The sequence below is a fragment of the Williamsia sp. Y853 genome (assembly GCF_056786495.1).
On sequence record NZ_JBXCJC010000001.1, the window covers coordinates 756,852 to 777,672 of the forward strand.

The 20,821-nt window shown below is 64.1% G+C and carries 17 protein-coding genes and 2 pseudogenes; 9 read left to right on the top strand and 10 right to left on the bottom strand.

The genetic code is table 11. The features are described from left to right. Nucleotides 1-116: 116 nt before the first annotated feature. Nucleotides 117-1,661: a hypothetical protein gene (locus tag AC1TPF_RS03715; protein ID WP_482142672.1), complete on the top strand. Its 1,545-nt coding sequence runs from the start codon at nt 117-119 to the stop codon at nt 1,659-1,661. A gap of 17 nt (nt 1,662-1,678) precedes the next feature. Here the strand turns inward: AC1TPF_RS03715 and AC1TPF_RS03720 are convergent, their stop codons facing one another. The 3 genes from AC1TPF_RS03720 to AC1TPF_RS03730 form a co-directional block, all read right to left on the bottom strand. Then, nucleotides 1,679-2,359: an ABC transporter ATP-binding protein gene (locus AC1TPF_RS03720; RefSeq protein WP_482136449.1), complete on the bottom strand. Its 681-nt coding sequence runs from the start codon at nt 2,357-2,359 to the stop codon at nt 1,679-1,681. Further along, a complete protein-coding gene (locus AC1TPF_RS03725) occupies nt 2,356-3,489 on the bottom strand; it encodes an ABC transporter permease (protein WP_482136448.1) in 1,134 nt (377 codons plus the stop codon). The genes AC1TPF_RS03720 and AC1TPF_RS03725 overlap by 4 nt, the downstream gene beginning before the upstream one ends. 195 nt (nt 3,490-3,684) lie before the next feature. Further along, nucleotides 3,685-4,605, bottom strand: a complete 921-nt coding sequence (locus AC1TPF_RS03730) for an alpha/beta hydrolase (RefSeq protein WP_482144018.1) — start codon at nt 4,603-4,605, stop codon at nt 3,685-3,687. A gap of 93 nt (nt 4,606-4,698) precedes the next feature. Here AC1TPF_RS03730 and AC1TPF_RS03735 point away from each other — a divergent pair, with 93 nt between their 5' ends. Further along, nucleotides 4,699-6,000, top strand: coding sequence for a TrpB-like pyridoxal phosphate-dependent enzyme (locus tag AC1TPF_RS03735; RefSeq protein WP_482136447.1), 1,302 nt, complete (start codon nt 4,699-4,701; stop codon nt 5,998-6,000). 22 nt (nt 6,001-6,022) lie between these two features. Here AC1TPF_RS03735 and AC1TPF_RS03740 read toward each other — a convergent pair whose 3' ends face one another. From AC1TPF_RS03740 to AC1TPF_RS03750, 3 genes are all read right to left on the bottom strand, one after another. Continuing rightward, nucleotides 6,023-7,054, bottom strand: a complete 1,032-nt coding sequence (locus tag AC1TPF_RS03740; RefSeq protein WP_482142673.1) for an alcohol dehydrogenase catalytic domain-containing protein — start codon at nt 7,052-7,054, stop codon at nt 6,023-6,025. A gap of 269 nt (nt 7,055-7,323) precedes the next feature. After that, nucleotides 7,324-8,421, bottom strand: a complete 1,098-nt coding sequence (locus tag AC1TPF_RS03745) for an inositol-3-phosphate synthase (RefSeq protein WP_482136445.1) — start codon at nt 8,419-8,421, stop codon at nt 7,324-7,326. Then, entirely contained in the window at nt 8,414-9,055 is a 642-nt protein-coding gene (locus tag AC1TPF_RS03750; protein WP_482136444.1) for a PadR family transcriptional regulator, read from the bottom strand. The genes AC1TPF_RS03745 and AC1TPF_RS03750 overlap by 8 nt, the downstream gene beginning before the upstream one ends. A 310-nt stretch (nt 9,056-9,365) precedes the next feature. On the opposite strand from AC1TPF_RS03750, the pseudogene AC1TPF_RS03755 reads away from it, so the two are divergent. From AC1TPF_RS03755 to AC1TPF_RS03765, 3 genes and pseudogenes are all read left to right on the top strand, one after another. Next, nucleotides 9,366-9,755: pseudogene (locus AC1TPF_RS03755) on the top strand (DUF5318 family protein); the annotation flags it as partial. Nucleotides 9,756-9,946: 191 nt separating this feature from the next. After that, on the top strand, nt 9,947-12,097 hold the full coding sequence (locus AC1TPF_RS03760) for a transglycosylase domain-containing protein (RefSeq protein WP_482144020.1): 2,151 nt from the start codon (nt 9,947-9,949) through the stop codon (nt 12,095-12,097). A gap of 123 nt (nt 12,098-12,220) precedes the next feature. Next, on the top strand, nt 12,221-13,816 hold the full coding sequence (locus AC1TPF_RS03765; protein ID WP_482144021.1) for a glycosyltransferase family 87 protein: 1,596 nt from the start codon (nt 12,221-12,223) through the stop codon (nt 13,814-13,816). A gap of 12 nt (nt 13,817-13,828) precedes the next feature. Here the strand turns inward: AC1TPF_RS03765 and AC1TPF_RS03770 are convergent, their stop codons facing one another. Together AC1TPF_RS03770 and AC1TPF_RS03775 are read right to left on the bottom strand one after the other, a co-directional pair. Then, on the bottom strand, nt 13,829-14,440 hold the full coding sequence (locus tag AC1TPF_RS03770) for a GNAT family N-acetyltransferase (protein WP_482142675.1): 612 nt from the start codon (nt 14,438-14,440) through the stop codon (nt 13,829-13,831). Continuing rightward, a complete protein-coding gene (locus tag AC1TPF_RS03775; protein WP_482142677.1) occupies nt 14,437-15,894 on the bottom strand; it encodes a hypothetical protein in 1,458 nt (485 codons plus the stop codon). The genes AC1TPF_RS03770 and AC1TPF_RS03775 overlap by 4 nt, the downstream gene beginning before the upstream one ends. A gap of 172 nt (nt 15,895-16,066) precedes the next feature. Here AC1TPF_RS03775 and rpsF point away from each other — a divergent pair. The 4 genes and pseudogenes from rpsF to rplI form a co-directional block, all read left to right on the top strand. Next, a pseudogene (gene rpsF / locus AC1TPF_RS03780) lies at nt 16,067-16,342 on the top strand (30S ribosomal protein S6); the annotation flags it as partial. 241 nt (nt 16,343-16,583) lie between these two features. Continuing rightward, nucleotides 16,584-17,126, top strand: a complete 543-nt coding sequence (locus tag AC1TPF_RS03785) for a single-stranded DNA-binding protein (RefSeq protein ID WP_482136441.1) — start codon at nt 16,584-16,586, stop codon at nt 17,124-17,126. Between the two features lie 67 nt (nt 17,127-17,193). After that, on the top strand, nt 17,194-17,457 hold the full coding sequence (gene rpsR / locus AC1TPF_RS03790; RefSeq protein ID WP_020106984.1) for a 30S ribosomal protein S18: 264 nt from the start codon (nt 17,194-17,196) through the stop codon (nt 17,455-17,457). A gap of 18 nt (nt 17,458-17,475) precedes the next feature. Continuing rightward, nucleotides 17,476-17,931, top strand: a complete 456-nt coding sequence (gene rplI / locus AC1TPF_RS03795) for a 50S ribosomal protein L9 (protein ID WP_482136440.1) — start codon at nt 17,476-17,478, stop codon at nt 17,929-17,931. Between the two features lie 77 nt (nt 17,932-18,008). On the opposite strand, the gene AC1TPF_RS03800 is transcribed toward rplI, so the two are convergent. Both AC1TPF_RS03800 and AC1TPF_RS03805 read right to left on the bottom strand, forming a co-directional pair. Then, a complete protein-coding gene (locus AC1TPF_RS03800; protein WP_482142678.1) occupies nt 18,009-18,626 on the bottom strand; it encodes a lipocalin family protein in 618 nt (205 codons plus the stop codon). 12 nt (nt 18,627-18,638) lie between these two features. Beyond that, nucleotides 18,639-20,774: an MMPL family transporter gene (locus tag AC1TPF_RS03805; RefSeq protein WP_482142680.1), complete on the bottom strand. Its 2,136-nt coding sequence runs from the start codon at nt 20,772-20,774 to the stop codon at nt 18,639-18,641. Nucleotides 20,775-20,821 lie beyond the last annotated feature (47 nt).

Genomic DNA, 20,821 nt, shown 5'->3' on the forward strand with positions numbered 1-20,821 from the left:
CCGGTCATACCGCGGGTGGGCATTCTTCGGCGATAATGGTCGCCAGACGTCAGATGAGCGTGTCGCCGCGGCATCTGGAGACGGATCCGGCGAGTCAGGTAGCGAGGTGAGATGCGGTGACCTACTGGTCGACATCGCACGCACGCCTGTTGCCCGAAGCCGAGTTCATCGCCGCCATCGGGCAGTCCGTCCAGGCTTCGGCGCCTCCCGGCGCCGTCGGCGCGAAGATCTGTTTCAGCTTCGCCGGAACCGCGACGCGGTACACGCTCACCTACTTCGGCCAGGTGCCGCCCACCCCGGTTCCGGCGCCGCCGGTTGCGCTGGAACTGGCCCGAGATCTGCGGGTGGGCCGCTACCAGGCCGGGCACGACGCCGCGCTCACCGTGGAGATCACGCTGAGCGCCGCACCACCGGTGGTTCACTACGATCACGGGGAGATGGGACCGATCGATGCGGGCCTGATCTTCGACCCGGACTCCTATCGGGATGACCTGCTCCGATACCCGAGGACCGCGCCGCAATGGCTGATCGACTACGTCGGTGGAATACCGTTGGCGCAGTTGCTGTCAGGGACGTACTTCCCGTTCCCGGGCCCGGGTTCGGTGCCCACGCATGCGACCGACCCGGCTTCGGCGGTGGCCATCGCACTCGACTTCATTCGCGTGCGGCGGGTGAACTTTGTCGGGCACAATCTGTATTCCCTGACCGCGCAACGTATTCAGGCCGGCTGGCGGGTCTTCACCCGGGCTCCCTCCGACCCGGCTCGGGCCGGTGGCCAGATGCGGTTGATCTTCCTCGTTGCCGACGACGGTGTTGTCGAGATACCCACGCCGGCAATGACTCCCGACGCGAACGAGTTGGCCTTCACCCAACGCGCTTTCCAGCGCGCACATGAGGCCAACCAGGTGCCCTCCGCCCCGACCCCGGTGCAGTACGGCGGTATTGCGGTCGCGAATCGAGGCGAACCCGAGTCCACCGCGGATGTACCGGGTGCACGCGAGGCCCAAACAGCGAGGGACAACCTGTGGCGCAGCGTCGGAGACATGTACGAACCGCTGCTCGCGCCACTTGACGCCGGCGGCGTGCTCTGGCCGGGCGGGACCCGGGCCTTTCGGGCGGTGCGGCGCGATCGAACCACGCTGCTCGCCACCGACGGACTGTCGGCACCGAGTCTGACCGGCGGCGGAACCAGCACCGCATATGGCCCGGTGGCGGGTGGCTCGATGCTCGGTGTGGGAGCGGAGTTCTTCCTGGAGTCGATCGAACCGGGGCTGCGGGCCGACGAGAGTGCCCGTGAGCATTGGCTTTTCGGGGTGCTGTCGGCGGTTGCCGAACGGGCGGCCACCGATGGTTCCGATTTTGTCGGCTCGATCACGGCCGCGCCCGAGGCCGTGTACGTCGAACTGGCAGGCATCACCGGTCCACGGGAATGGCTGGTGAACGGCACCGCAGGCGTCCTCCTTGGCAACAAGGGCTGGGGTGCACCAAGCGGTTTCGACACCCCGCTCGGACGCGTTGCACTGATCACGGTGACGGTCCTGCGCGCCAGCGAATCGGTGACCACGTCGGCCTGGCCGTCGGCGGCGGGTGAGATCTTCCGGCAACTCAATGCCCGTCGGGTCGGGCACTATTTCGACCCGGACCGCGTCGCGATCTATTAGGCGCGCACCCCCGGACGTCAACCCACTGGTGTGAGGCGCCCGTCGATCATCTCGACCACCCGATCGCAGTGGGAGAGGACGTCGTGATCGTGGGTCACCATGATGGTGGCAACGTTTGCGCGGTGCGTCTCTTCGGCGAGCACCTGCACCACCTCGTGGCTGCGCTTACGGTCGAGCGCGGCGGTCGGTTCGTCGACGAGTAGCAACGACGGCTCGGTGACGAGTGCCCGGGCGATACCCACCCGCTGTCGTTCTCCACCGGACAACTGACCGGGCCGCTTGTCGAGGCGGTGACTCATACCGACGGCCTCCAGCAGCGGGAGGGGATCGCGCCCCCGGCGCCCGGTGATCGTGGGCATCAGTCGCAGTTGATCGAGCGTGGTCAGCGACGGCACCAGGTTGGCGGTCTGGAATACGAACCCGATGTGGTCGCGGCGGATCTTCGTCAGCTTCTTCGCCGGAACCGTGCTCAGGTCGGTGCCGGCCAGGTGAACCGAACCCGTGGTGGGTACCGTCAGCCCGCCGGCAACCGCGAGCAGGGTCGACTTGCCGGACCCGGAAGGCCCGACAATGGCGACCAGCTCGCCGGGTGTGACCTGTAGGTTCACGTTGTTCAGGGCGGTGATGGAACTGTCGCCGTCGCCGAATGTCAGTGTGACGTCGCGGAGTTCGAGGCCTGTGGTGCGAGTGGTGGTCATCGGTTTTCCCCCAGGGCGGTGAGTGGATTGATGCGGGCGACTCGGATCACCGCGACGGCCGCGCCGAGTAGTCCCAGGACGATCAGCAGGACAGCGCCCTGGAGAATGGGCCCGGCTTGCATGGAGAAGGGCATCCCGGTTCCGCTGAGTCCGGATCCGAACCCGACCCCGATACCGACGCCCACGGCGACGGAGCCGAGAAGGACAAATGTTGCCTGCAGGATGCTGTCCCTGAGCAGGTACGGCGTCGAGGCTCCGAGTGCGCGTAGGAGCGCAAGTTCTCGCGTACGTTGCACGGTCCAGATCGTGAAGAAGGCGCCGACCACCAGCGCGGAGATCGCGTACAGGAACACGGTGATCATCGACATGGTCATCGTCTCCGCCGCGTATCCGGGTGAAGAATCGAACGAGTCCTCGAGGTCCTTTGACGACGTGCCGGCCGCGGTATCACCGGAAGTCAAGTCGGGCAGCTGGTTCGAGGTTCCTTCGATCGCGACCACACTGGCCTCGTCGTAGATTCGAGGGTCGAAAGAGCCGTCGGTGTCGGCGCCGCCGCTGTTGATCTCCTGCCAGGTGGTCAGGGGGACATAGGCGATGTCGACGTGGCCGAATGTGCGCTTGTCCGAGGTGAATCCGACAACATTGAGCTCGGTGCCGATGCGATCGATCGCGATGCGGTCGCCGATCTCGACACCCTCGTCGCGGGCAGTTGAGCTGACGATGATGTCGTTCGGTCCGGCGATGGCCGTGCCTTCGGCGGCGTCGGGTTCGAGAAATGAACCGGGAGTCACGCCGAACAGTGTCAGGTCGACGGGCGTGCCATCACTGTTGTGCGCATTGACAATCGAGTTGCCCATCAGTTCGGCGTGCTCGACGTCGGGCTGCTGCGCCCACGTCTCGGCCTGCGTCCGGGTGACAACCGACCGGGAGAACGCCGAGTCGGCTTTCGTGCCCTCGGCGAATGCAAATGCCTGTACCGGACTGCGCTGAAGGCCGGAGACACCATCGTCGACCAGGCCCGTGGACAATCCGGAAAGAATCACCATGAGGACCGAGATCAACGCAACGACCGCCCCCATCAACAAGAACCGGGTCCGGGCGTAGATCAGTTCGCGAATTGCGAGGAACATCGGAAAACTCCTTGCGGGTGAGCACCGACAAACGACGGCTCATATTGCCGTCGACCAGTCGGGTGACGTGGGGCAGTCGGAGCAGTCCGTCCGGGGCCCTTCCCGCACTGTCGATCCGAGAACGCGGCGTCCGAATTGTTCCGTCGAGCCACCTTACTACGGGCCGTAGTACTCGTCCGGGCCGGTTCTACCGGGTCACTCGTCGGACAGTCTCGACCGGTCGTGGGTACGTAGCGCCTCGCGGATGGCGTCGGTCTGGGCGGCCAAGAAGTCTCGGACGATGCGTGCGCGGGTGGCGACCATGTCGAAGCCGTGGAATGCGCCCGGGATCACGATGAACGTGCACGGCACACCGGCATCTCGCAGCCGCTCGGCATAGGTTTGGTCTTCCTCGAGGAAGAGATCGAGTGATCCGACGCCGATCCACGCCGGGGCCAGGCCGGTCAGGTCAGTGCGGCGGGCGGGGACCGCAATCTCGGGTGAGGCGTCGCCGAGATAACTGTCCCAACCGTATCGGTTGCTCTTCGCGTCCCAGAGCCGGTGGTTCTCATCGGGCGTGACCGAGCGGTTGTCGAGCATCGGATAGACCAGCAACTGCAGCATCGGGGTGATCTCGCCGCGGTCGTGGGCGAAGGCCGCGACGGTGGTGGCCAATCCGCCACCGGCGCTGGCACCGGCGACCACGATTCGGTCCGGGTCGACCTCGGGTCGTTCGGCAAGCCACCGGAGCGCGGCGTAACAGTCCTCCGCGGGGACGGGATAGGGGTGCTCCGGGGCGAGCCGGTACTCGACAGATGCCACCGTCGCGCCAACGGCGTCGGCGAAATGTCTGCAGGTGGCATCGTCCTGCGCCGCGGTGCCGATCACCATGCCGCCGCCGTGGATCCACAGGACCCCCGGTCCCGGGACCGCGGCCGGTTTGGTCGGCCGGAACAACCGCACGCTCACACCCGGTGCGATCTCGTGGACGGTGGCGGCGGAACTGCCGCGGATCAGTTTGGACAACCATCGGATCGCCGGAACCGTGCGGGGCCCGACCAGGTGCTGCGGTACCAGCAACGAGTGCAGGCGCAGGTCAGGGTCGAATGCCTCGCGATTTCGGATCCGGTTGATCATCATGTCGGATGCTATCTGGGCTCGGCCTCCGATCGTCTCGGTTTCGGCGTAACCCCCGTGACCGTCGACGCGGCTACGCCTAAAGTCGTGTGCATGACCATTGAGACCCCCGAAGCCAATCGCGACCTGATCAGCGTGGATGTCCCGACACACTGGTACAACCTGGCAGCGGAGTTGCCCGAGCCGATTCCGCCGCATCTGCATCCCGGCACGAAGGAGCCGGTAGGCCCCGACGATCTCGCGCCGTTGTTCCCGTCGGGGCTCATCGCGCAGGAGGTGTCGACGGAGACCTACATCGAGATCCCGGAACCGGTCCGCGAGATCTACAAGATGTGGCGGCCCTCCCCGCTGATCCGGGCCCGGCGTTTCGAGGAGGCGCTGAACACCAAGGCGCGGATCTACGTGAAGTACGAGGGCGTGAGCCCGGTCGGTAGTCACAAGACTAACTCCGCAGTGGCACAGGCCTATTACAACTCGGTGGACGGCGTCACCCGCCTGACCACGGAGACCGGTGCCGGTCAGTGGGGTAGCGCATTGGCCTTCGCGGGCGCGCTGTTCGGGATAGATGTCGAGGTGTGGCAGGTCCGGGCCTCCTATGAATCGAAGCCCTATCGCGGCTACCTCATCGAGACGTATGGCGGGACACTGCATTCGAGCCCATCGGAGCTGACCGAGGCCGGCCGCGCAATCCTGAAGGCGACGCCCGATACCACCGGCAGTCTCGGGATGGCGGTCAGTGAGGCCGTCGAGGCGGCGGTGAAGGATCCCGGTGCGCGGTATGCGCTCGGCAGCGTCCTCAATCATGTTGTGCTGCATCAGAGTGTGATCGGGATCGAAGCCGTTGATCAGCTCGCCCTGGTGGAGTCCGGCGGCGCCGACTACGTCTTCGGTTGTGCAGGCGGCGGTTCCAACCTGGCCGGTCTGGCGTTCCCGTTCATTCGTGAGCAGATCCACGGCCGGTCGAATCCGAAGATCATCGCCGCGGAGCCGTCCGCCTGCCCGTCGATCACCAAGGGTGAATACCGTTACGACCACGGTGATGTCGCGGGTCTGACGCCGCTGCTGAAGATGCACACGCTGGGTATGGACTTCGTGCCCGATCCCATCCATGCCGGTGGCCTGCGTTATCACGGGATGTCGCCGGCTCTGAGCCACACCGTTGAGCTCGGATTCGTCGATGGCATTGCGATCGAGCAGCAGGACGCGTTCGCCGCCGGCGTTCTGTTCGCCAGGACGCAGGGCATCGTCCCAGCGCCGGAATCGACCCATGCGATCGCCGCAGCTGTTGACCACGTCCGTGATTCGGACAAAGAAGAGGTCATCGTCATCGGCCTGAGCGGACACGGCCAGCTCGACCTGCCCGCCTACTCGGCGTTCCTGAACGGGACGATGTAGCAATCGGTGAACCGCGGGCGGGCTACCGGGTCGGAACGACCACCGCCCGCCCGCGGATCTTGCCTGCGTGGAGTCGTTCGTACGCGACGGGTGCGTCGGCCATGGCGAACTCTTCCACTGCGATCTCGATCGCGCCCCGACGGGCCAGTTCGACGACCTCGATCAGCTCGGGCCTCGTGCCCCAATTGACCACGCGCACCGAGACATCGAAGGGGACGGTGAGGTAGCCGACCGGCACTGCGCCGGTGCTCACGCCGACCATCGAGATTTCTCCGTCAACGGCGATCGATGACTGCGCGAGGTCGGCGGTGACCTGCGCGCCGACGAAATCGAAGGCGGCGTCGACCCCACGTCCGCCGGTGATGTCGCGGATGCGGTCGGCGGCCGCCGCGTCCGATGCGAAGGCGTGGTCGGCGCCGAGTTGCAGTGCGTGCTCGATGCTCTCGGGGGCGATATCGACCGCGACGATGCTCGCCTGTGTGAGCGCTTTGAGGAGTTGCACACCCACGTGGCCGAGTCCACCGACACCGATGACGAGCGCTGTTGTACCGGGTACCAGCTTCGGGATCGTCGGTTTCACAGCGTGATACGGCGTCAATCCGGCATCGGTGAGCGAGACGCTGGTGATGGGATCGAGGTCGCCCAGCGGCACCAGATGACGGCTGTCGTCGACGATCATGTATTCGGCCATTGCGCCGGGCCGGTAGATGCCGGGTGCCTTGATGCCGTGAATGCAGTTGTTCTCGCTGCCCTGCGCACACGGATAGCACAGTCCGCAGCCCCAGGGTCCGTATACGAGTACGGATTGCCCCACTTCGAACCCGGTGGCCCCCGGACCGAGTGCTTCGACGATTCCGGCGCCCTCATGTCCGAGAGTCAGTGGAAGTGGTTGGAACGCATACTGATCCGCAGGAGTCGACATTATGAACTCATCGGAGTGACAGGCTCCGGCGGCGGTCATTCGCAGGAGCACCTCGCCTGCGCCCGGTAAGGGCTTGTCGATCTCGACCACTTCGGGCCGGGCTCCGATTTTACGGTATTGCAAGGCTTGCATGGTCGTAGACCTCTCAGTCGACTCCCTCGCCGATCCACTTGACGAGCAAGTGTTGGAAATGCCGGAATTGACTTCCTGGTACCGGGCCAACGGAAGTTGCTCGGACTGCGTCGACTTCAGGGCCTTGATGCACCTTCGCCATATTGTAGGCGTCTTCGCCGCACCATTCGATTGCCTTCTGACATCGGGCATACGCCAAGAGCCGCACACCGGAGAAGGTGTGCGGCTCTTGGTTTGTGTCAGTTACTGACCGGGTCTGGTGACCTGGATCAGGCGTCTGCACCAATGATGAACGCTTCGAGCTGCTGGCGCGCGACGTCGTCGGCGAGCTGCTCCGGCGGGCTCTTCATCAGGTAGGCCGAAGCCGGCAGGATGGGTCCACCGATGCCACGGTCCTTGGCGATCTTGGCGGCGCGCACGGCGTCGATGATGATGCCTGCCGAGTTGGGGGAGTCCCAGACCTCGAGCTTGTACTCGAGGCTCAGCGGCACGTCACCGAAGGCGCGGCCTTCGAGGCGGACGTAGGCCCACTTGCGGTCATCGAGCCACGCGACGTGGTCCGAAGGTCCGATGTGGACGTTCTTGTCCTCGATCTTGTTGGCCAGGGCGCCGGTCAGGTTGGAGGTCACAGCCTGCGTCTTCGAGACCTTCTTGGACTCCAGGCGCTCACGCTCGAGCATGTTCTTGAAGTCCATGTTGCCGCCGACATTGAGCTGGTACGTGCGATCGAGCGTGACGCCACGATCTTCGAACAGCTTCGCCATGACGCGGTGGGTGATGGTGGCACCGACCTGGCTCTTGATGTCGTCGCCGACGATCGGAACACCGGCGTCGGTGAACTTCTTGGCCCAGACCGGGTCGCTGGCGATGAAGACAGGCAGGGCGTTGACGAACGCGACGTTGGCGTCGATGCAGCACTGTGCGTAGAACTTGTCGGCCTGTTCGGATCCGACGGGCAGGTACGAGACGAGTACGTCGACCTTGTTGTCCTTGAGGACCTGGACCACGTCGACGCCGTCGCCGTCGGCCTCGGTGATGGTCTCGCGGTAGTACTTGCCGAGTCCGTCCAGGGTGTGCCCGCGCAGGACGTTGACGCCGGTCGGCGGCACGTCAGCGATCTTGATGGTGTTGTTCTCGCTGGAGAAGATGGCGTCCGAGAGGTCGAAGCCGACCTTCTTGGCGTCCACGTCGAACGCGGCGACAAAGTTGACGTCGCGGACGTGGTACTTGCCGAACTTCACGTGCATGAGGCCGGGAACGTTGGCGTTCTCGTCGGCATCCTTGTAGTACTGCACGCCCTGGACCAGGGATGAGGCGCAGTTTCCCACGCCAACAATCGCCACGCGAATTGAATTGTTGTCACCCATGGTCGGGTTCCCCTTCTTTGTGTGGTGTTACTGAGGTTGTTTCGGGTTCTGCAAAGACCGTTTCCGAGGGCAACGGTCCGGGATTCCTCGACGTATTTGTCGAATCCTCGGTCCGTTCCGAGCCCTCGGCGGCGATGAGCTCGTTGAGCCAGCGGACTTCTCGTTCGCTCGACTCGAGACTCAACTGATGGAGCTGCTTGGTGTAGCGATCGACTGTGCGGTTCGAACGACCGACAGCCTCTCGGAGACCTTCGCGGCGTTCTTCCACTTGCCGGCGCCGACCCTCGAGGATGCGCATGCGAGCCTCGGCGGGAGTCCGGCTGAAGAATGCGAGGTGCACTCCGAAGCCATCGTCGGTGTAGTTCTGCGGGCCGGTGTCTGCGAGCAGTTCGGCGAACCGCTCCCGTCCCTTCGGGGTCAATGCGTAGACGCGACGAGCGCGTCGCTTCAGAGTCCCCGGTGCGCCCGAATCCTCAGCGATCAAACCGTCTGCCTGCATTCGGCGCAGCGACGGGTACAGCGATCCATACGAAAACGCGCGGAATGCGCCGAGCAGGCCGGTGAGCCGCTTGCGCAGCTCGTAGCCGTGCATCGGAGACTCGAGGAGCAAGCCGAGTACTGCGAGTTCGAGCATATTCGGTCACACCTCCATCCGACGTGTTTCAGAAACCTGTATGCCTGATGTTACACACGTATGTATCGCGCCGATATAACCGGTACCTCAAAGCGCGCTGACCTGCATCGATCACCTGTAAACCCGGCCGCCGAGCGGGTCGAGACCACCGTCGTGTGGGCCGAGACCATCGCAGAAACGGACAAGTTCGGCACGGTCGACAGCCAATTCGGTCCGCTCGATGGAGTGAGAATGGACTGCACTGAAAGTGACATCGCCGGACAACCACAACCGCGTGCTGGTTGGAGCCACGTACTCTTGACGAGTGCCGATGCAGCGACAGGTGGTGGACTACGCGTTACAGCGGAAGTCCCGGCTGGCCGAGGTCTACGCCGGGCGTACCGGTGTGGCCGAGGTCTGCGATGCCAGCCCCTATCTGCTGCGGGCGGCCAAGTTTCATGGCCTGACCAGCTCGGAACGATGCCCGATCTGCCGAAAAGAGCAGGTCACGATCGTTTCGTGGGTGTTCGGCGAGAAACTTGGACAGGTTTCGGGTTCGGCCCGTACAAATGAAGAGATTCAGCGCCTGGCAGCGAGCCAGGAAGAATTTTCGGTACATGTGGTGGAGGTGTGCCGCACGTGCAGCTGGAACCATCTGGTCCAGTCGTACGTGTCGGGATTGCCTCCGCGACCGCCGGTAAGGCGGACCCGCCGGGTTGCCGGCGCACGGGCATCGAACGACACGACTACCGGTGGATCCGCGAAGGCGGACGCCGATAAAGGCCCAGCAGGAATGGGCACTGAAGGTATGGAGAAGTATCTGTGAGCAACGGCCCTGACGGACCGAATCGATCTGGTTGGACCACCGGCAACGGTGACGCCAGGCAATCTGCGTCCCCCGGTCGGACACCGGTGCAAAAGAAGCGGGCCTGGCAAAAGGCTGCCGCGTGGGTCCTCGGACTCGGTGGTGCGCTGGTACCCGGATTCGTGGTGGTGATGGCAGCTGTGTTCCTTTTCACCTACGCCGATGTGGCAGTGCCCGCCCCGGGTGACATCAAGCAGAGCCAGGTCGCGACGGTGGTCGACACCAACGGGGGCGAGATCGCCAGGATCGTCCCAGCGGAGGGCAACCGCACCGACGTCCCCATCGAGGACATCCCGCTGGTGCTCCAGCAGGCCGTCATCGCCGCCGAGGATCGCGAGTTCGAAGAGAACGCGGGCTTCTCGATCAGTGGATACGGCCGTGCCGCGCTCGGCAAGATCACCGGCAACGAAAGTGCCGGCGGTGGGTCGACGATCACCCAGCAGTACGTGAAGAACGTGCTCACCGGTGACGAAGCCAGCTACCAGCGCAAGTTCCGCGAGTTGGCAATCTCCACCAAGATGGCCAACGAGTGGTCCAAGCCCGAGATCATGGCCGCCTACCTCAACACCATCTACTTCGGTCGTGGCGCCTACGGTGTCGCGGCGGCGTCAAAGGCATACTTCAACAAGGACATCCGCGACATCACATTGTCCGAGTCGGCAGTGCTGGCCAGCTCGATCCGGTCCCCTTCTTACTACGATCCGGCCACCAATCTCGAAGCAGCGCAGATTCGTTGGCAGTACGTGCTCGACGGCATGGTCACCACCAAGGCGATCACCAAGGACGAGGCTGCCGCCCAGCAGTACCCGAACGTGGTCGATCAGCAGGCGCAGACCGGTGATCCGGCCAGCGATGGACCCAACGGGCTCATCAAACGGCAGGTACTCGCCGAACTGGGTGGCCTCGACATCTCCGAAGACGAGATCCGTACCGGCGGACTGAAGATCAGCACGACCATCGACCCGCAGGTGCAGGCCGCAAACGTCGACGCGGCCAATGGTTCGCTGGACGGTGAACCGAAGGATTTGCGGACCGCGGTGGTGTCGGTCGATCCTCAAACCGGCGCTGTGCGGGGCTACTTCGGTGGCAACGACGGCAACGGATTCGACTACGCGCAGGCTGATCTACAAACCGGTTCGTCGTTCAAGGTCTTCGCGATGGTGGCCGCTCTCGAGCAGGGCATTCCACTGTCCAAGACATACAGTTCGGCGCCGTTCGAGTCCGGCGGCGTCACCATCAACAACTCCGATGGCACGTCGTGCGGTACCTGCAACCTGGCCACCGCGATGAAGATGTCGCTGAACACGGTGTTCTACCGGTTGATGATGGACCTCAACGGCGGACCCAGTGCCGTCGCCGATGCCGCGCACCGCGCCGGTATCCCGGAGACCCGGCCCGACGGCACCCCGACTTTGGAGAACCAGGACGGCACCGGCGTCGAAGGCGGTGTGGTGCTGGGACAGTACGACTCACGTGTCATCGACATGGCATCGGCGTATGCGACCCTGGCGGCATCGGGGATGTACCACACACCCCACTTCGTGCAGAAGGTCGAGAACTCGCAGGGCGACGTGCTTTTCGAGCGCAACGACGACCAGGGTGAACGCCGACTTCCGGCCGAGGTCGCCGACAACACCACGGCCGCACTCCAACCTGTCGCCGCGTACTCCAACGGCAATGCGCTCGATGGTGGTTCGCGACCATCGGCCGCCAAGACCGGCACCACACAGCTCGGCGACACCGGTATGAACAAGGACGCCTGGATGGTTGGCTACACGCCGCAGCTGTCCACCGCGGTCTGGGTCGGCACCGACAACGGCACCGAGTTGGTGAACTACAACGGCTCCACGATCTACGGTTCGGGGCTGCCCGCGCAGATCTGGCGCACGGCGATGAACGCCGCGCTCGAAGGCCGGCCGATCGAGGACTTCCCGAAGCCGGCTGCGGTTGGCGGTGTTTCGGGCATTCCATATGAGGCCCCGCCGACGTCCTCGACCACCTCCACCCGCAGTACGGCTCCGACGACCACGGAGCCGGAGACGACGACCTCTCGACCGGGTGTGACGTTGGCGCCGGGCATCGTGATCCCGCTGCCCGGCGGTGGTGAGGCCAGTGAAGAAACCGAGACCGAACCCGAACCCGAGGCGGAACCTGAGTTGCCGTCTGAAGAGGCCGGGCCGCCCACCAGGAATCCGTAGGCGGGGTCCGTGGCCACCGACGGAGATCCGGGGGGCTCTGCGGTGCCGACGGAACATCAAGGGCCAGAGCGGGACACACATGCCCGAGACGCGAACACCACCGACGCGAACACCACCAATGCGTTGAACCTGTTCGATGCGCCTGCGGAGTCGGCGACGGATCGCCGTGAGGTGACCACCCGCGAGCTGCCCAGCCGCACCGATCCCATCGTCGCGCCGGGCAGCATGGTGATCGGTGGCCCGATCGGCCTGCACGCTGTTGTCGGCCGGAGCCGAACCTGGACCCCGGTTCGGGTGTTGATGTTGATCGCACTGGTGTTCCTGGCGCTCGGTTGGTACGCCAAAGCCGGCTGTCTGCAGCAGGCCCCGGACTCCGAGACCGGGGTCATGGGCCTGGACTGGGACAACCACCGGCAATACACCGCAATGTGTTACGCCGACACCATTCCGCTGTACAGCGCCGAGCGGCTCGACCAGGGCGCGTTCCCCTACAAGACATCTTGGTATGAGGACGACGGGGCCGGCGGTCAGCAGCAGCGATTCATGGAGTACCCGGTCCTGACCGGCATGTTCATGTACGCGGCGGCGCAGACCGCACACGGTTGGGATTGGGCGCACGACAACTGGGGCGTTCCGGGGGCTCTGGACGTTGTCCTGTTCTTCAACCTGGTGGCGCTGGGCTTGGCCCTGTGCTGGTTGGTGACCATCTGGGCGACGGCACTGACTGCGCAGCGGCGGGTGTGGGCTGCGGCGCTGGCCGCGGCGTCGCCGCTGGTGATCGTGCACATCTTCACCAATTTCGACGCCGTCGCCATCGCGGCGCTCTCGGTCGCGATGCTGGCCTGGTCGCGGCGAAACCCGTGGCTCACAGGCATTTTCCTGGGTATCGGCATGTCGGCGAAACTGTATCCGGCGTTGTTGCTGATCCCGTTGCTCGTGCTGTGTCTGCGCGTGGGCAAGGTGCGCGACTTCTTGGTGACCGCGGCGTTGACCGCGGCGACGTGGCTGCTGATCAATCTGCCGATCATGGTCACCCACTTTCGCGGCTGGACCGAGTTCTTCCGGTACAACTCAGACCGCGGTACCGACCCCGACACCCTGTTCAATGTCATCTCCGCGATCACCGGTTACCAGTGGGGCAATCAGCCCGGTCAGTCGCCGACGTTGCTCAATGCCATCAGCATGGGCCTGTTCATCCTGGTCTGTCTTGTGGTGGTGTTCATCGGATTCCAGGCCCCGATGCGTCCGCGCCTGGCGCAGTTGATGTTCCTGACCGTGGCCGGGTTCTTGCTGGTGAACAAGGTGTGGAGTCCGCAGTACTCGCTGTGGCTCGTCCCGCTGGCGGTGCTGGCTCTACCGCACACCCGAATCCTGTTGGGCTGGATGCTGATCGACGCTCTGGTGTGGGTGCCCCGAATGATGTGGTATCTGTACAAGGAAACCGACGACGGGCTGCCCGAACAGTGGTTCCTGTCGGCGGTGGTGATCCGCGACGTTGCCGTGATCGGCCTCTGCGCGATGGTGATCTGGCAGATCTATCACCCCACCGCAGACCTGGTTCGACGTGGCCGTGGCTGGCGCAGCATCGTGGTCGACGATCCCGGCGGCGGCGTACTGGACAACGCGCCGGATCGGATGCCGTGGCCGCGCAAGGCAACCCGAACCTCGGTCGACAGCGAACCGCCCACCGAAGCGTTCGAGGTCGGTTCGCGGGCCTGACCCGCCGCGACCTCATCGGCGCAAGCGTTGCTCCAGAACCTTCTTGGCCGCGGGCCAGTCCTCGTCGGTCATCGCGTATTGGGCCGTGGTGCGCCACAACGACGGCCGCGGTCCGTTCGAGCGGGTCTCCTCGGCGGGTCCGGGCAGTGGCCGGTGTTTGCGTAGGAGCCCCTCAAAGGTGGTACCCAGTTTCGCGATCCCGGCCCGGGACTGGGCATTGCGTTCGTCGGTGTGCCAGACCACCCGGACCGCACCGAGTTCCTCGAAAGCCCGTTGCAGCAGCAGGAGTTTGGCCTCCGGGTTGACCGTTGTGCCCTGGGCTGTCGTCGAATACCAGGTGTGACCGATGGCGAGCGTCCAATTTGCGGGTTCGATGGCGTAGAAACTGGTGGACCCGACGATCCGGCCAGAGTCTTGGTCGAGCACGGCGAACGCCACCCGATCGGGAGTGTCGAGGGCGGTCTGGATGTATCGGGTGGCGCTGTCGGCGTCGGTCGGGACCGTCGTCCATTTGTAGGCGTCCTGGCGATCGACCGCCGCATACAGCGCGGAAGCGTCGGACAATACCAACGGGCGCAGGGTGACTCGAACTCCGGTCAGGACAGGGGCGGTGAACCAGCTCATGCCGGAACGGTAGTCTCCGGGACCTTCTCAGGTGAAGCGATTTTCGGCGGCACCCGCAGGGGCGCACCGACGAAGTGGTAGATCAGGATCAGCAGACACAGCGCGTGAGACCAAACACCGAGCTGCACGCCACCCATCACCCACCAGGTCATGTCGTCGCCGCGGGTGAGGATGCCGAACATCCGGAAGATGGTGAGATCGAGTGCCACATCGCCGATCAGATACAGCACGACGATCCGCCAGTCGACGGCGAGCAACACGAAGAAGGGCAGTATCCACAGTGTGTACTGCGGCGAGTGCACCTTGTGGAAGAGCATGAACGCGGCCAACATCGCCGCGCTGGTCCCGATCCATGGGAAGACGTTGCCCCGCTGCCAGTGCCGGACACCGAACCAGACGGCCGCGGCCATCCCGACGATGATCAGCAGCGGTGAGGCCACGCCGACGAGCGAGTTGTAAAGACTGCCCGGATCGTTGGGTCCGTCACCGGTCAGATGTCGAAGGCCCCAGTACCAAATGGAGTTGGTGTCCACGTCGGCCTTGCGCTTGCCCTGGAACGACAGGGAAGCCTTCCAGCCTTCGAAGCCCGCGACCATGAACGGCAACTGGACGGCGACAACCGTCGCGATCGCCACCCCGACCACCCCGCCTGCGCCCTTCCAATCGAGATCGGACTTGGATGACTGTTTGGCACCGATCGCCCGGGTCAGCACAAAGATGGCCAGCGGTAAGACGAATAGCCCCGGATAGATCTTGAGACAGAACCCGATCGACAGGACAAACGACGTCCACAAGGCGCTGGTCCGCAGCGACAGCCACGGCAGTCCGGTGCGGGGATTGATCCGCGCGCCGAAGATCATGATCGCGACCGCGACCACGGTGGTGGCGACGACCGGCAGCTCCCAGTTGTGGAACGCATAGAGAATCAGTGCCGGTGTTGCAGCCCACAGCAGCACCCACCAGCGCGCCAGTAGCGCGAGAAGGATGACGATCAGGACGCCGAACGGCGCGATGACCAGAGCCGACTGGAAGAGGAAGTCGGTATCGGTGTGCGCGCCGCTGGCACCGATGTACATCAGCAGTCCCGACAGAACCGGGTATTCGACAACGCCGCCGTACAGCACGCCGTTATCGGTGATGCCGCCGTGGATGAACGGGAAGATGTGGTTGTTGATATCGCGGCCGACCCAGAGGAACTGCAGGTCGGAGTAACACGGCATGACGATTTCGCCGGTTCCCACGGGCCAGTGGGCGCTGCGACCGGACGCGTCGAACGGTGCTCCGCCGCAGGTGGCCTTACCCAGATAGCCGAGCCACATGAACAGCGAGCTGATCACCAGCGAGATGAGCAGGATCAAAACCAGTTCGCCGCGACCCGAACTCAGGCGCATTCGCCAGGATGGTTTGTCGGGGGTCGTCAGCTCCCATGTCGAAGGGACCGGCGGCGAAGGCATGGGCTACAGGGTAGGAGATGGGTTGTCGCGTTGGCGTTGCCACCCATGGGGGTAGGGAGGATTTCGCTGGTCAGGGTCATCTGGGGTACCCTGGCTCGGTTGCCGACGCAGGCGACCCTCCTGCCACGGAACGTCCGTGGCCTACCTAGTCCATAGGAGGTGATGAGGTCTTATGCGTCATTACGAATTGATGGTCATCCTTGACCCCAACCTGGATGAGCGAACTGTTGCTCCTTCGTTGGATACTTTCCTCAACGTGATTCGCCAGGATGGCGGAAATGTTGCAGGCGTCGATGTCTGGGGCAAGCGCCGTCTTGCTTACGAAATCCTCAAGCACACCGAGGGTATCTACGCAGTCGTCGATCTGAACGCGGAACCGGCCACGGTTACCGAGCTCGATCGCCAGCTCAAGCTGAACGAATCGGTGCTCCGCACCAAGGTGATGCGCGTGGACGAGAAGGCCAAGGTGCGACGGGCGAAGATTGCTGCCAAGTTCGCTGCCAAGGCTGCGGCCAAGCCGCCGAAGGTAGCCAAGTAGCTACCCGGTGTTCCACGAGAACCAAAAGTTCTCCGCGAACGTCCTAGTGCGTGTCGGTGCCGAGTTCTAGGCTTCCTCTCAACAGGGGGCTCGCTCGGTGCACATCGACCCCAAACCACTGCGCAACCGCAACTGATCTCGGGAGATACACATGGCTGGCGATACCGTCATCACCGTCGTTGGAAACCTGACAGCCGATCCGGAACTACGGTTCACACCGTCCGGTGCCGCTGTCGCGAACTTCACCGTGGCTTCCACGCCGCGGACGTTTGACCGGCAGACCAATGATTGGAAAGACGGCGAAGCGCTGTTCATGCGGTGCAACATTTGGCGCGATGCCGCGGAAAATGTTGCCGAGTCTCTTACCAAGGGTTCGCGGGTGATCGTGTCCGGCCGGCTCAAGCAGCGGTCGTACGAAACCCGTGAGGGTGAGAAGCGAACGATAGTGGAACTAGAGGTCGACGAGATCGGTCCCTCACTTCGCTACGCCACCGCAAAGGTCAATCGGGCCTCGCGCGGCGGCGGAACAGGCGGAGGTGGCGGCAACTTCGGGTCCGGCGGCAGCGGCAGCGGTGGAAACCGTGGCGGTGGCGGCGGAGGTAACTCGAGTGCAGCTGCATCGAACGACGATCCGTGGGGCAGTGCTCCCGCGAGCGGATCGTTTGGTGGCGGGGACGACGAACCACCGTTCTGACGAACATTTCCAGACACCCATCGGGATGAAACCCGAGCCGTCTGAACATTTTTTGGAGTAAGTACACATGGCTGGAAAAGCTAAAGGCGGACGGAAGGTCCGTGGCGCAGAAAAGGTTGTCAAGGCCAAGGCCTGCACCTTCTGCAAAGAGAAGAACCTACTGATCGACTACAAGGACACCGCGCTGCTGCGTCGTTTCCTGTCGGACCGTGGCAAGATCCGCTCGCGTCGGGTCACCGGTAACTGCGTCCAGCATCAGCGTGACGTGGCCATCGCGGTGAAGAACTCGCGTGAAGTTGCCTTGCTGCCCTTCACTTCGACCTCTCGATAAGCGGAAAGGACCAAGAATATGAAACTGATCCTCACCGCAGAGGTTGAGAACCTGGGCGTCCCCGGCGACACCGTCGAGGTCAAGGATGGCTACGGCCGTAACTTCCTGCTCCCACGTGGACTGGCGATCGCTGCCACCAAGGGTGCAGAGAAGCAGGTCGAAGGCATCCGTCGTTCACGGGCTGCCCGCGAAGTTCGTGGCGTCGAGCACGCCAACGAGATCAAGCAGGCCATCGAAGGGCTCTCCGAGGTCAAGCTGGGTGTCAAAACCCACGACTCCGGCAAGCTGTTCGGTTCGGTGACCGCCAACGATGTTGTCGGTGCCATCAAGACCGCCGGTGGACCGTCGCTCGACAAGCGGAGCATCGCACTGCCCAAGGGGCACATCAAGGCCACCGGCAAGTACCCGGTCGTGGTCAGCCTTCACAACGACATCGTTGCGAAGTTCGACCTGACCGTGGCTGCTGCCGAGTAGTCAGCTTCTGTCTACGACAAACCCCCGGCCCTTTGGGTCGGGGGTTTGTTGTATCTCCGGGTATTGCGACGCCGGGATCAGACGGTGCAGAGCGGCCGGATCTCATTCGAGCCACCGGTGGTCGGTGAGGTCAGGATCAGGCAGGCGTTGTAGCCGCTGTCCTCGGCGACCTTACGGATTTCCTTCCATCCCTCGGCACTGACCGCCGGTTCACGGGACAGGATGAAGGCCGACGTGCGCGACGGGTTGCCGACAAACGCCCACGAGTAGTCGTCGGCGATATGGGAGACAACGTAATTGGTGGGTCCGCTCTTGGACTCCTGCGTCGGCACACCGGGGAAGCTGACATGCAGCTGCGCGCCGGTGACGGTGTCGTTGACGCGGGCGTTACCGACGATCCGGTTGTCTCCGCCTGTCCAGGTGATGCAGGTGTTCTCGACCCGGATGTTCGATGCGTCGATCAGTTGGTAGTTGGCCTTGGTGTCGCGGGCACAGATCAGGTTGAACGGCTGTGGGAGTGCGGCGATCTGGTTCCACTCACCGAGGTAGCGCTGGGTGTCGAGTTTGGCCACCGGCTTCAACGGCGGCGGGGCAGAGCTGATGTCTGCGGAGGCCGGCGCGGCGAAGGCGAGGGCGAATCCCATTGCCAGGGCGCCTGCCACGAGTTGGGTGATGCGACGAGTCGAGAACGTCATGGTTGTCGTCTCCTACTTCGGTTGCGGTTCTGATACAGGTTGTGGACGCGCTTGTGTATCCACATTGCCGGGCCACCAGATTCGTGGCCCGATCAGACTGAAGAGCGCCGGGATGACCACCGTGCGCACGAGGAAGGTGTCGAGCAGGATGCCGATGCCGACGATGATGCCGAGCTGGGTGAGTGTGATCAGCGGCAAGATGCCCAGCACGCAGAACACGGCTGCCAAAACGATTCCGGCACTGGTGATCACGGCACCGGTGGAGGCCACCGCGCGGATGATGGCATCGCGGGTCCCGTGCCCCGGGGTTTCCTCCCGGGCTCGGATCACCAGGAACATCGTGTAGTCGATGCCGAGCGCGACCAGGAAGAGGAACGAGTAGAGCGGCACGTTGTCGTCGAGGGCGGGGAAGCCGAAGACGTGCTCACTGATGAGGCTGCCCAGACCGATTGCGGCGACGGTGCTCAAGACCGTGGTGGCCACCAGGACCACCGGCGCCACCAGGGCTCGCAGGAACACGATGAGGATGACGAACACCACGGCCAGGATGAGCGGAATGATCAGGAAGCGGTCGCTTTCCGCGGCATTGCGGGTGTCGAGTGCTTGAGCGTCCGAACCGCCGACCAGCGCATCGGAGTCCGGGACGTCAGCGGTGGCCGAACGTAGATCGTCGATGATGTCGAAGGCCTGCTGTGATGCCGGTGCGGCATCGATCACCACCGACCACTTGGTCCATCCGGTCTCGGACTGCCCGTCCTCGGACGCAGACACCACACCGTCGGTGGCATCGAGAACACCCTGGATCTGTTGTGCGGTATCGGTTTTCGCGACGACTGTCGTCGGGTCGGCCTCGCCGGCCGGAAAGTGTTGCGCGAGTGCGTCGAATCCTTCGACAGAGTCGGCACTCACCCGGAACTGCTCGGTCTGCGACAGGCCGATCTGGGCGCCGGCCAGACCGAGTGAACATGCGATGAGCACGGTCAGGGCGACCGCCAACACCTTGATCGGATGGCGGGAGACGCCGCCGGCGATCCGGAACCACAGACCACCCTCGGTCGGAATCGGGTCACCGACCTTGGGGATGAATGGCCAGAACAGCCGAGTTCCGCAGAGCGCCAACAGCGGTGGGAGTACCAGGAGCGCGAAGAGGACAGCGACCACCAGGCCGGCGGCGGCCAGGGCGCCGAGGCTGCGGGTGCTCGGCAGGGTGGCGAGCAGCAGGGTCAACAACGCCAACACAACGGTGGCGTTGGATGCCAGGATCGCCGGGCCGGCGTGGCGCACGGCGTAGTGCAGGGCCACCCGGTGATCGGGTTCGGTGCGGAGTTCTTCGCGGTACCGCGAAATCAACAGCAGGGCGTAGTTGGTACCGGCGCCGAAGACGAGCACGCTGGTGATCCCGGCGGTGGATCCGTCGAACGACAGGCCGGTGAGTTCGGCCAGTCCGGTGCCGATCGAGTTGGCCACGCGGTCGGCGAAGGCGACGACGAACAGCGGAATCAGCCACAGGATCGGTGAGCGATAGGTGGCGATGAGCAAGATAGCGACAACCAGTGCGGTCACTGCCAGCAGGGTGATGTTGGCGCCGGAGAAGGCGTTGGCGGTGTCGGCGCCGAAGGCCGGGCCGCCGGTGACATAGGTCTTGAGGTCGGCAGGCAGACCATTGTCGGCGGCGCTGCGGAGCTCATCGACGAGGTCGGTGAGTTTGAAGCCGCTCAAGTCGGTGTTGACCGGGACGATCGAGATCGCGGCCATCCCGTCCGGTGAGGTGATCACGGGCGGTCCGGCCGGGGTATCGGCAGGTACGGAACGGTCGATGGCGAGCATGCGCTGGTATGCGGCCGCCACAGCTTGCTGATCGGCGGCGGTGAGCACGCCGCCGTCCGTGCGCACGGTCACCAGGACCGCGGGCGCCACGTTGGAATCGGGGAACTCTTCCAGGAGATCTTTGACCTGCGCCGAATCGGCTGAGGTCGGCAGCGAGGTGGGTGCCTCTTCGGCCGAATCGTTACCGCCGATCAAACCCATCGCGCCACCGGCGAGAATCAACACGACCAGCGCGACCAACCACGACCGGCGACCGGTCACGAGGGCAGCGAAGCGGTCCCAGCGGGTGCCAGAATGGATGGACTTGTCGATAATCGCCATTGCAAAACCGTCTCATATGTTCAACTATTGAGCAACTAAAGTATCTC

Excerpts from the sequence above, each read along its gene's own strand:
- AC1TPF_RS03720 (WP_482136449.1), bottom strand. The coding sequence starts at position 2,359 with ATGACCACCACTCGCACCACAGGCCTCGAACTCCGCGACGTCACACTG.
- AC1TPF_RS03725 (WP_482136448.1), bottom strand. The coding sequence starts at position 3,489 with ATGTTCCTCGCAATTCGCGAACTGATCTACGCCCGGACCCGGTTCTTG.
- AC1TPF_RS03730 (WP_482144018.1), bottom strand. The coding sequence starts at position 4,605 with ATGATCAACCGGATCCGAAATCGCGAGGCATTCGACCCTGACCTGCGC.
- AC1TPF_RS03735 (WP_482136447.1), top strand. The coding sequence starts at position 4,699 with ATGACCATTGAGACCCCCGAAGCCAATCGCGACCTGATCAGCGTGGAT.
- AC1TPF_RS03740 (WP_482142673.1), bottom strand. The coding sequence starts at position 7,054 with ATGCAAGCCTTGCAATACCGTAAAATCGGAGCCCGGCCCGAAGTGGTC.
- AC1TPF_RS03745 (WP_482136445.1), bottom strand. The coding sequence starts at position 8,421 with ATGGGTGACAACAATTCAATTCGCGTGGCGATTGTTGGCGTGGGAAAC.
- AC1TPF_RS03750 (WP_482136444.1), bottom strand. The coding sequence starts at position 9,055 with ATGCTCGAACTCGCAGTACTCGGCTTGCTCCTCGAGTCTCCGATGCAC.
- AC1TPF_RS03770 (WP_482142675.1), bottom strand. The coding sequence starts at position 14,440 with ATGAGCTGGTTCACCGCCCCTGTCCTGACCGGAGTTCGAGTCACCCTG.
- AC1TPF_RS03775 (WP_482142677.1), bottom strand. The coding sequence starts at position 15,894 with ATGCCTTCGCCGCCGGTCCCTTCGACATGGGAGCTGACGACCCCCGAC.
- AC1TPF_RS03785 (WP_482136441.1), top strand. The coding sequence starts at position 16,584 with ATGGCTGGCGATACCGTCATCACCGTCGTTGGAAACCTGACAGCCGAT.
- rpsR (WP_020106984.1), top strand. The coding sequence starts at position 17,194 with ATGGCTGGAAAAGCTAAAGGCGGACGGAAGGTCCGTGGCGCAGAAAAG.
- rplI (WP_482136440.1), top strand. The coding sequence starts at position 17,476 with ATGAAACTGATCCTCACCGCAGAGGTTGAGAACCTGGGCGTCCCCGGC.
- AC1TPF_RS03800 (WP_482142678.1), bottom strand. The coding sequence starts at position 18,626 with ATGACGTTCTCGACTCGTCGCATCACCCAACTCGTGGCAGGCGCCCTG.
- AC1TPF_RS03805 (WP_482142680.1), bottom strand. The coding sequence starts at position 20,774 with ATGGCGATTATCGACAAGTCCATCCATTCTGGCACCCGCTGGGACCGC.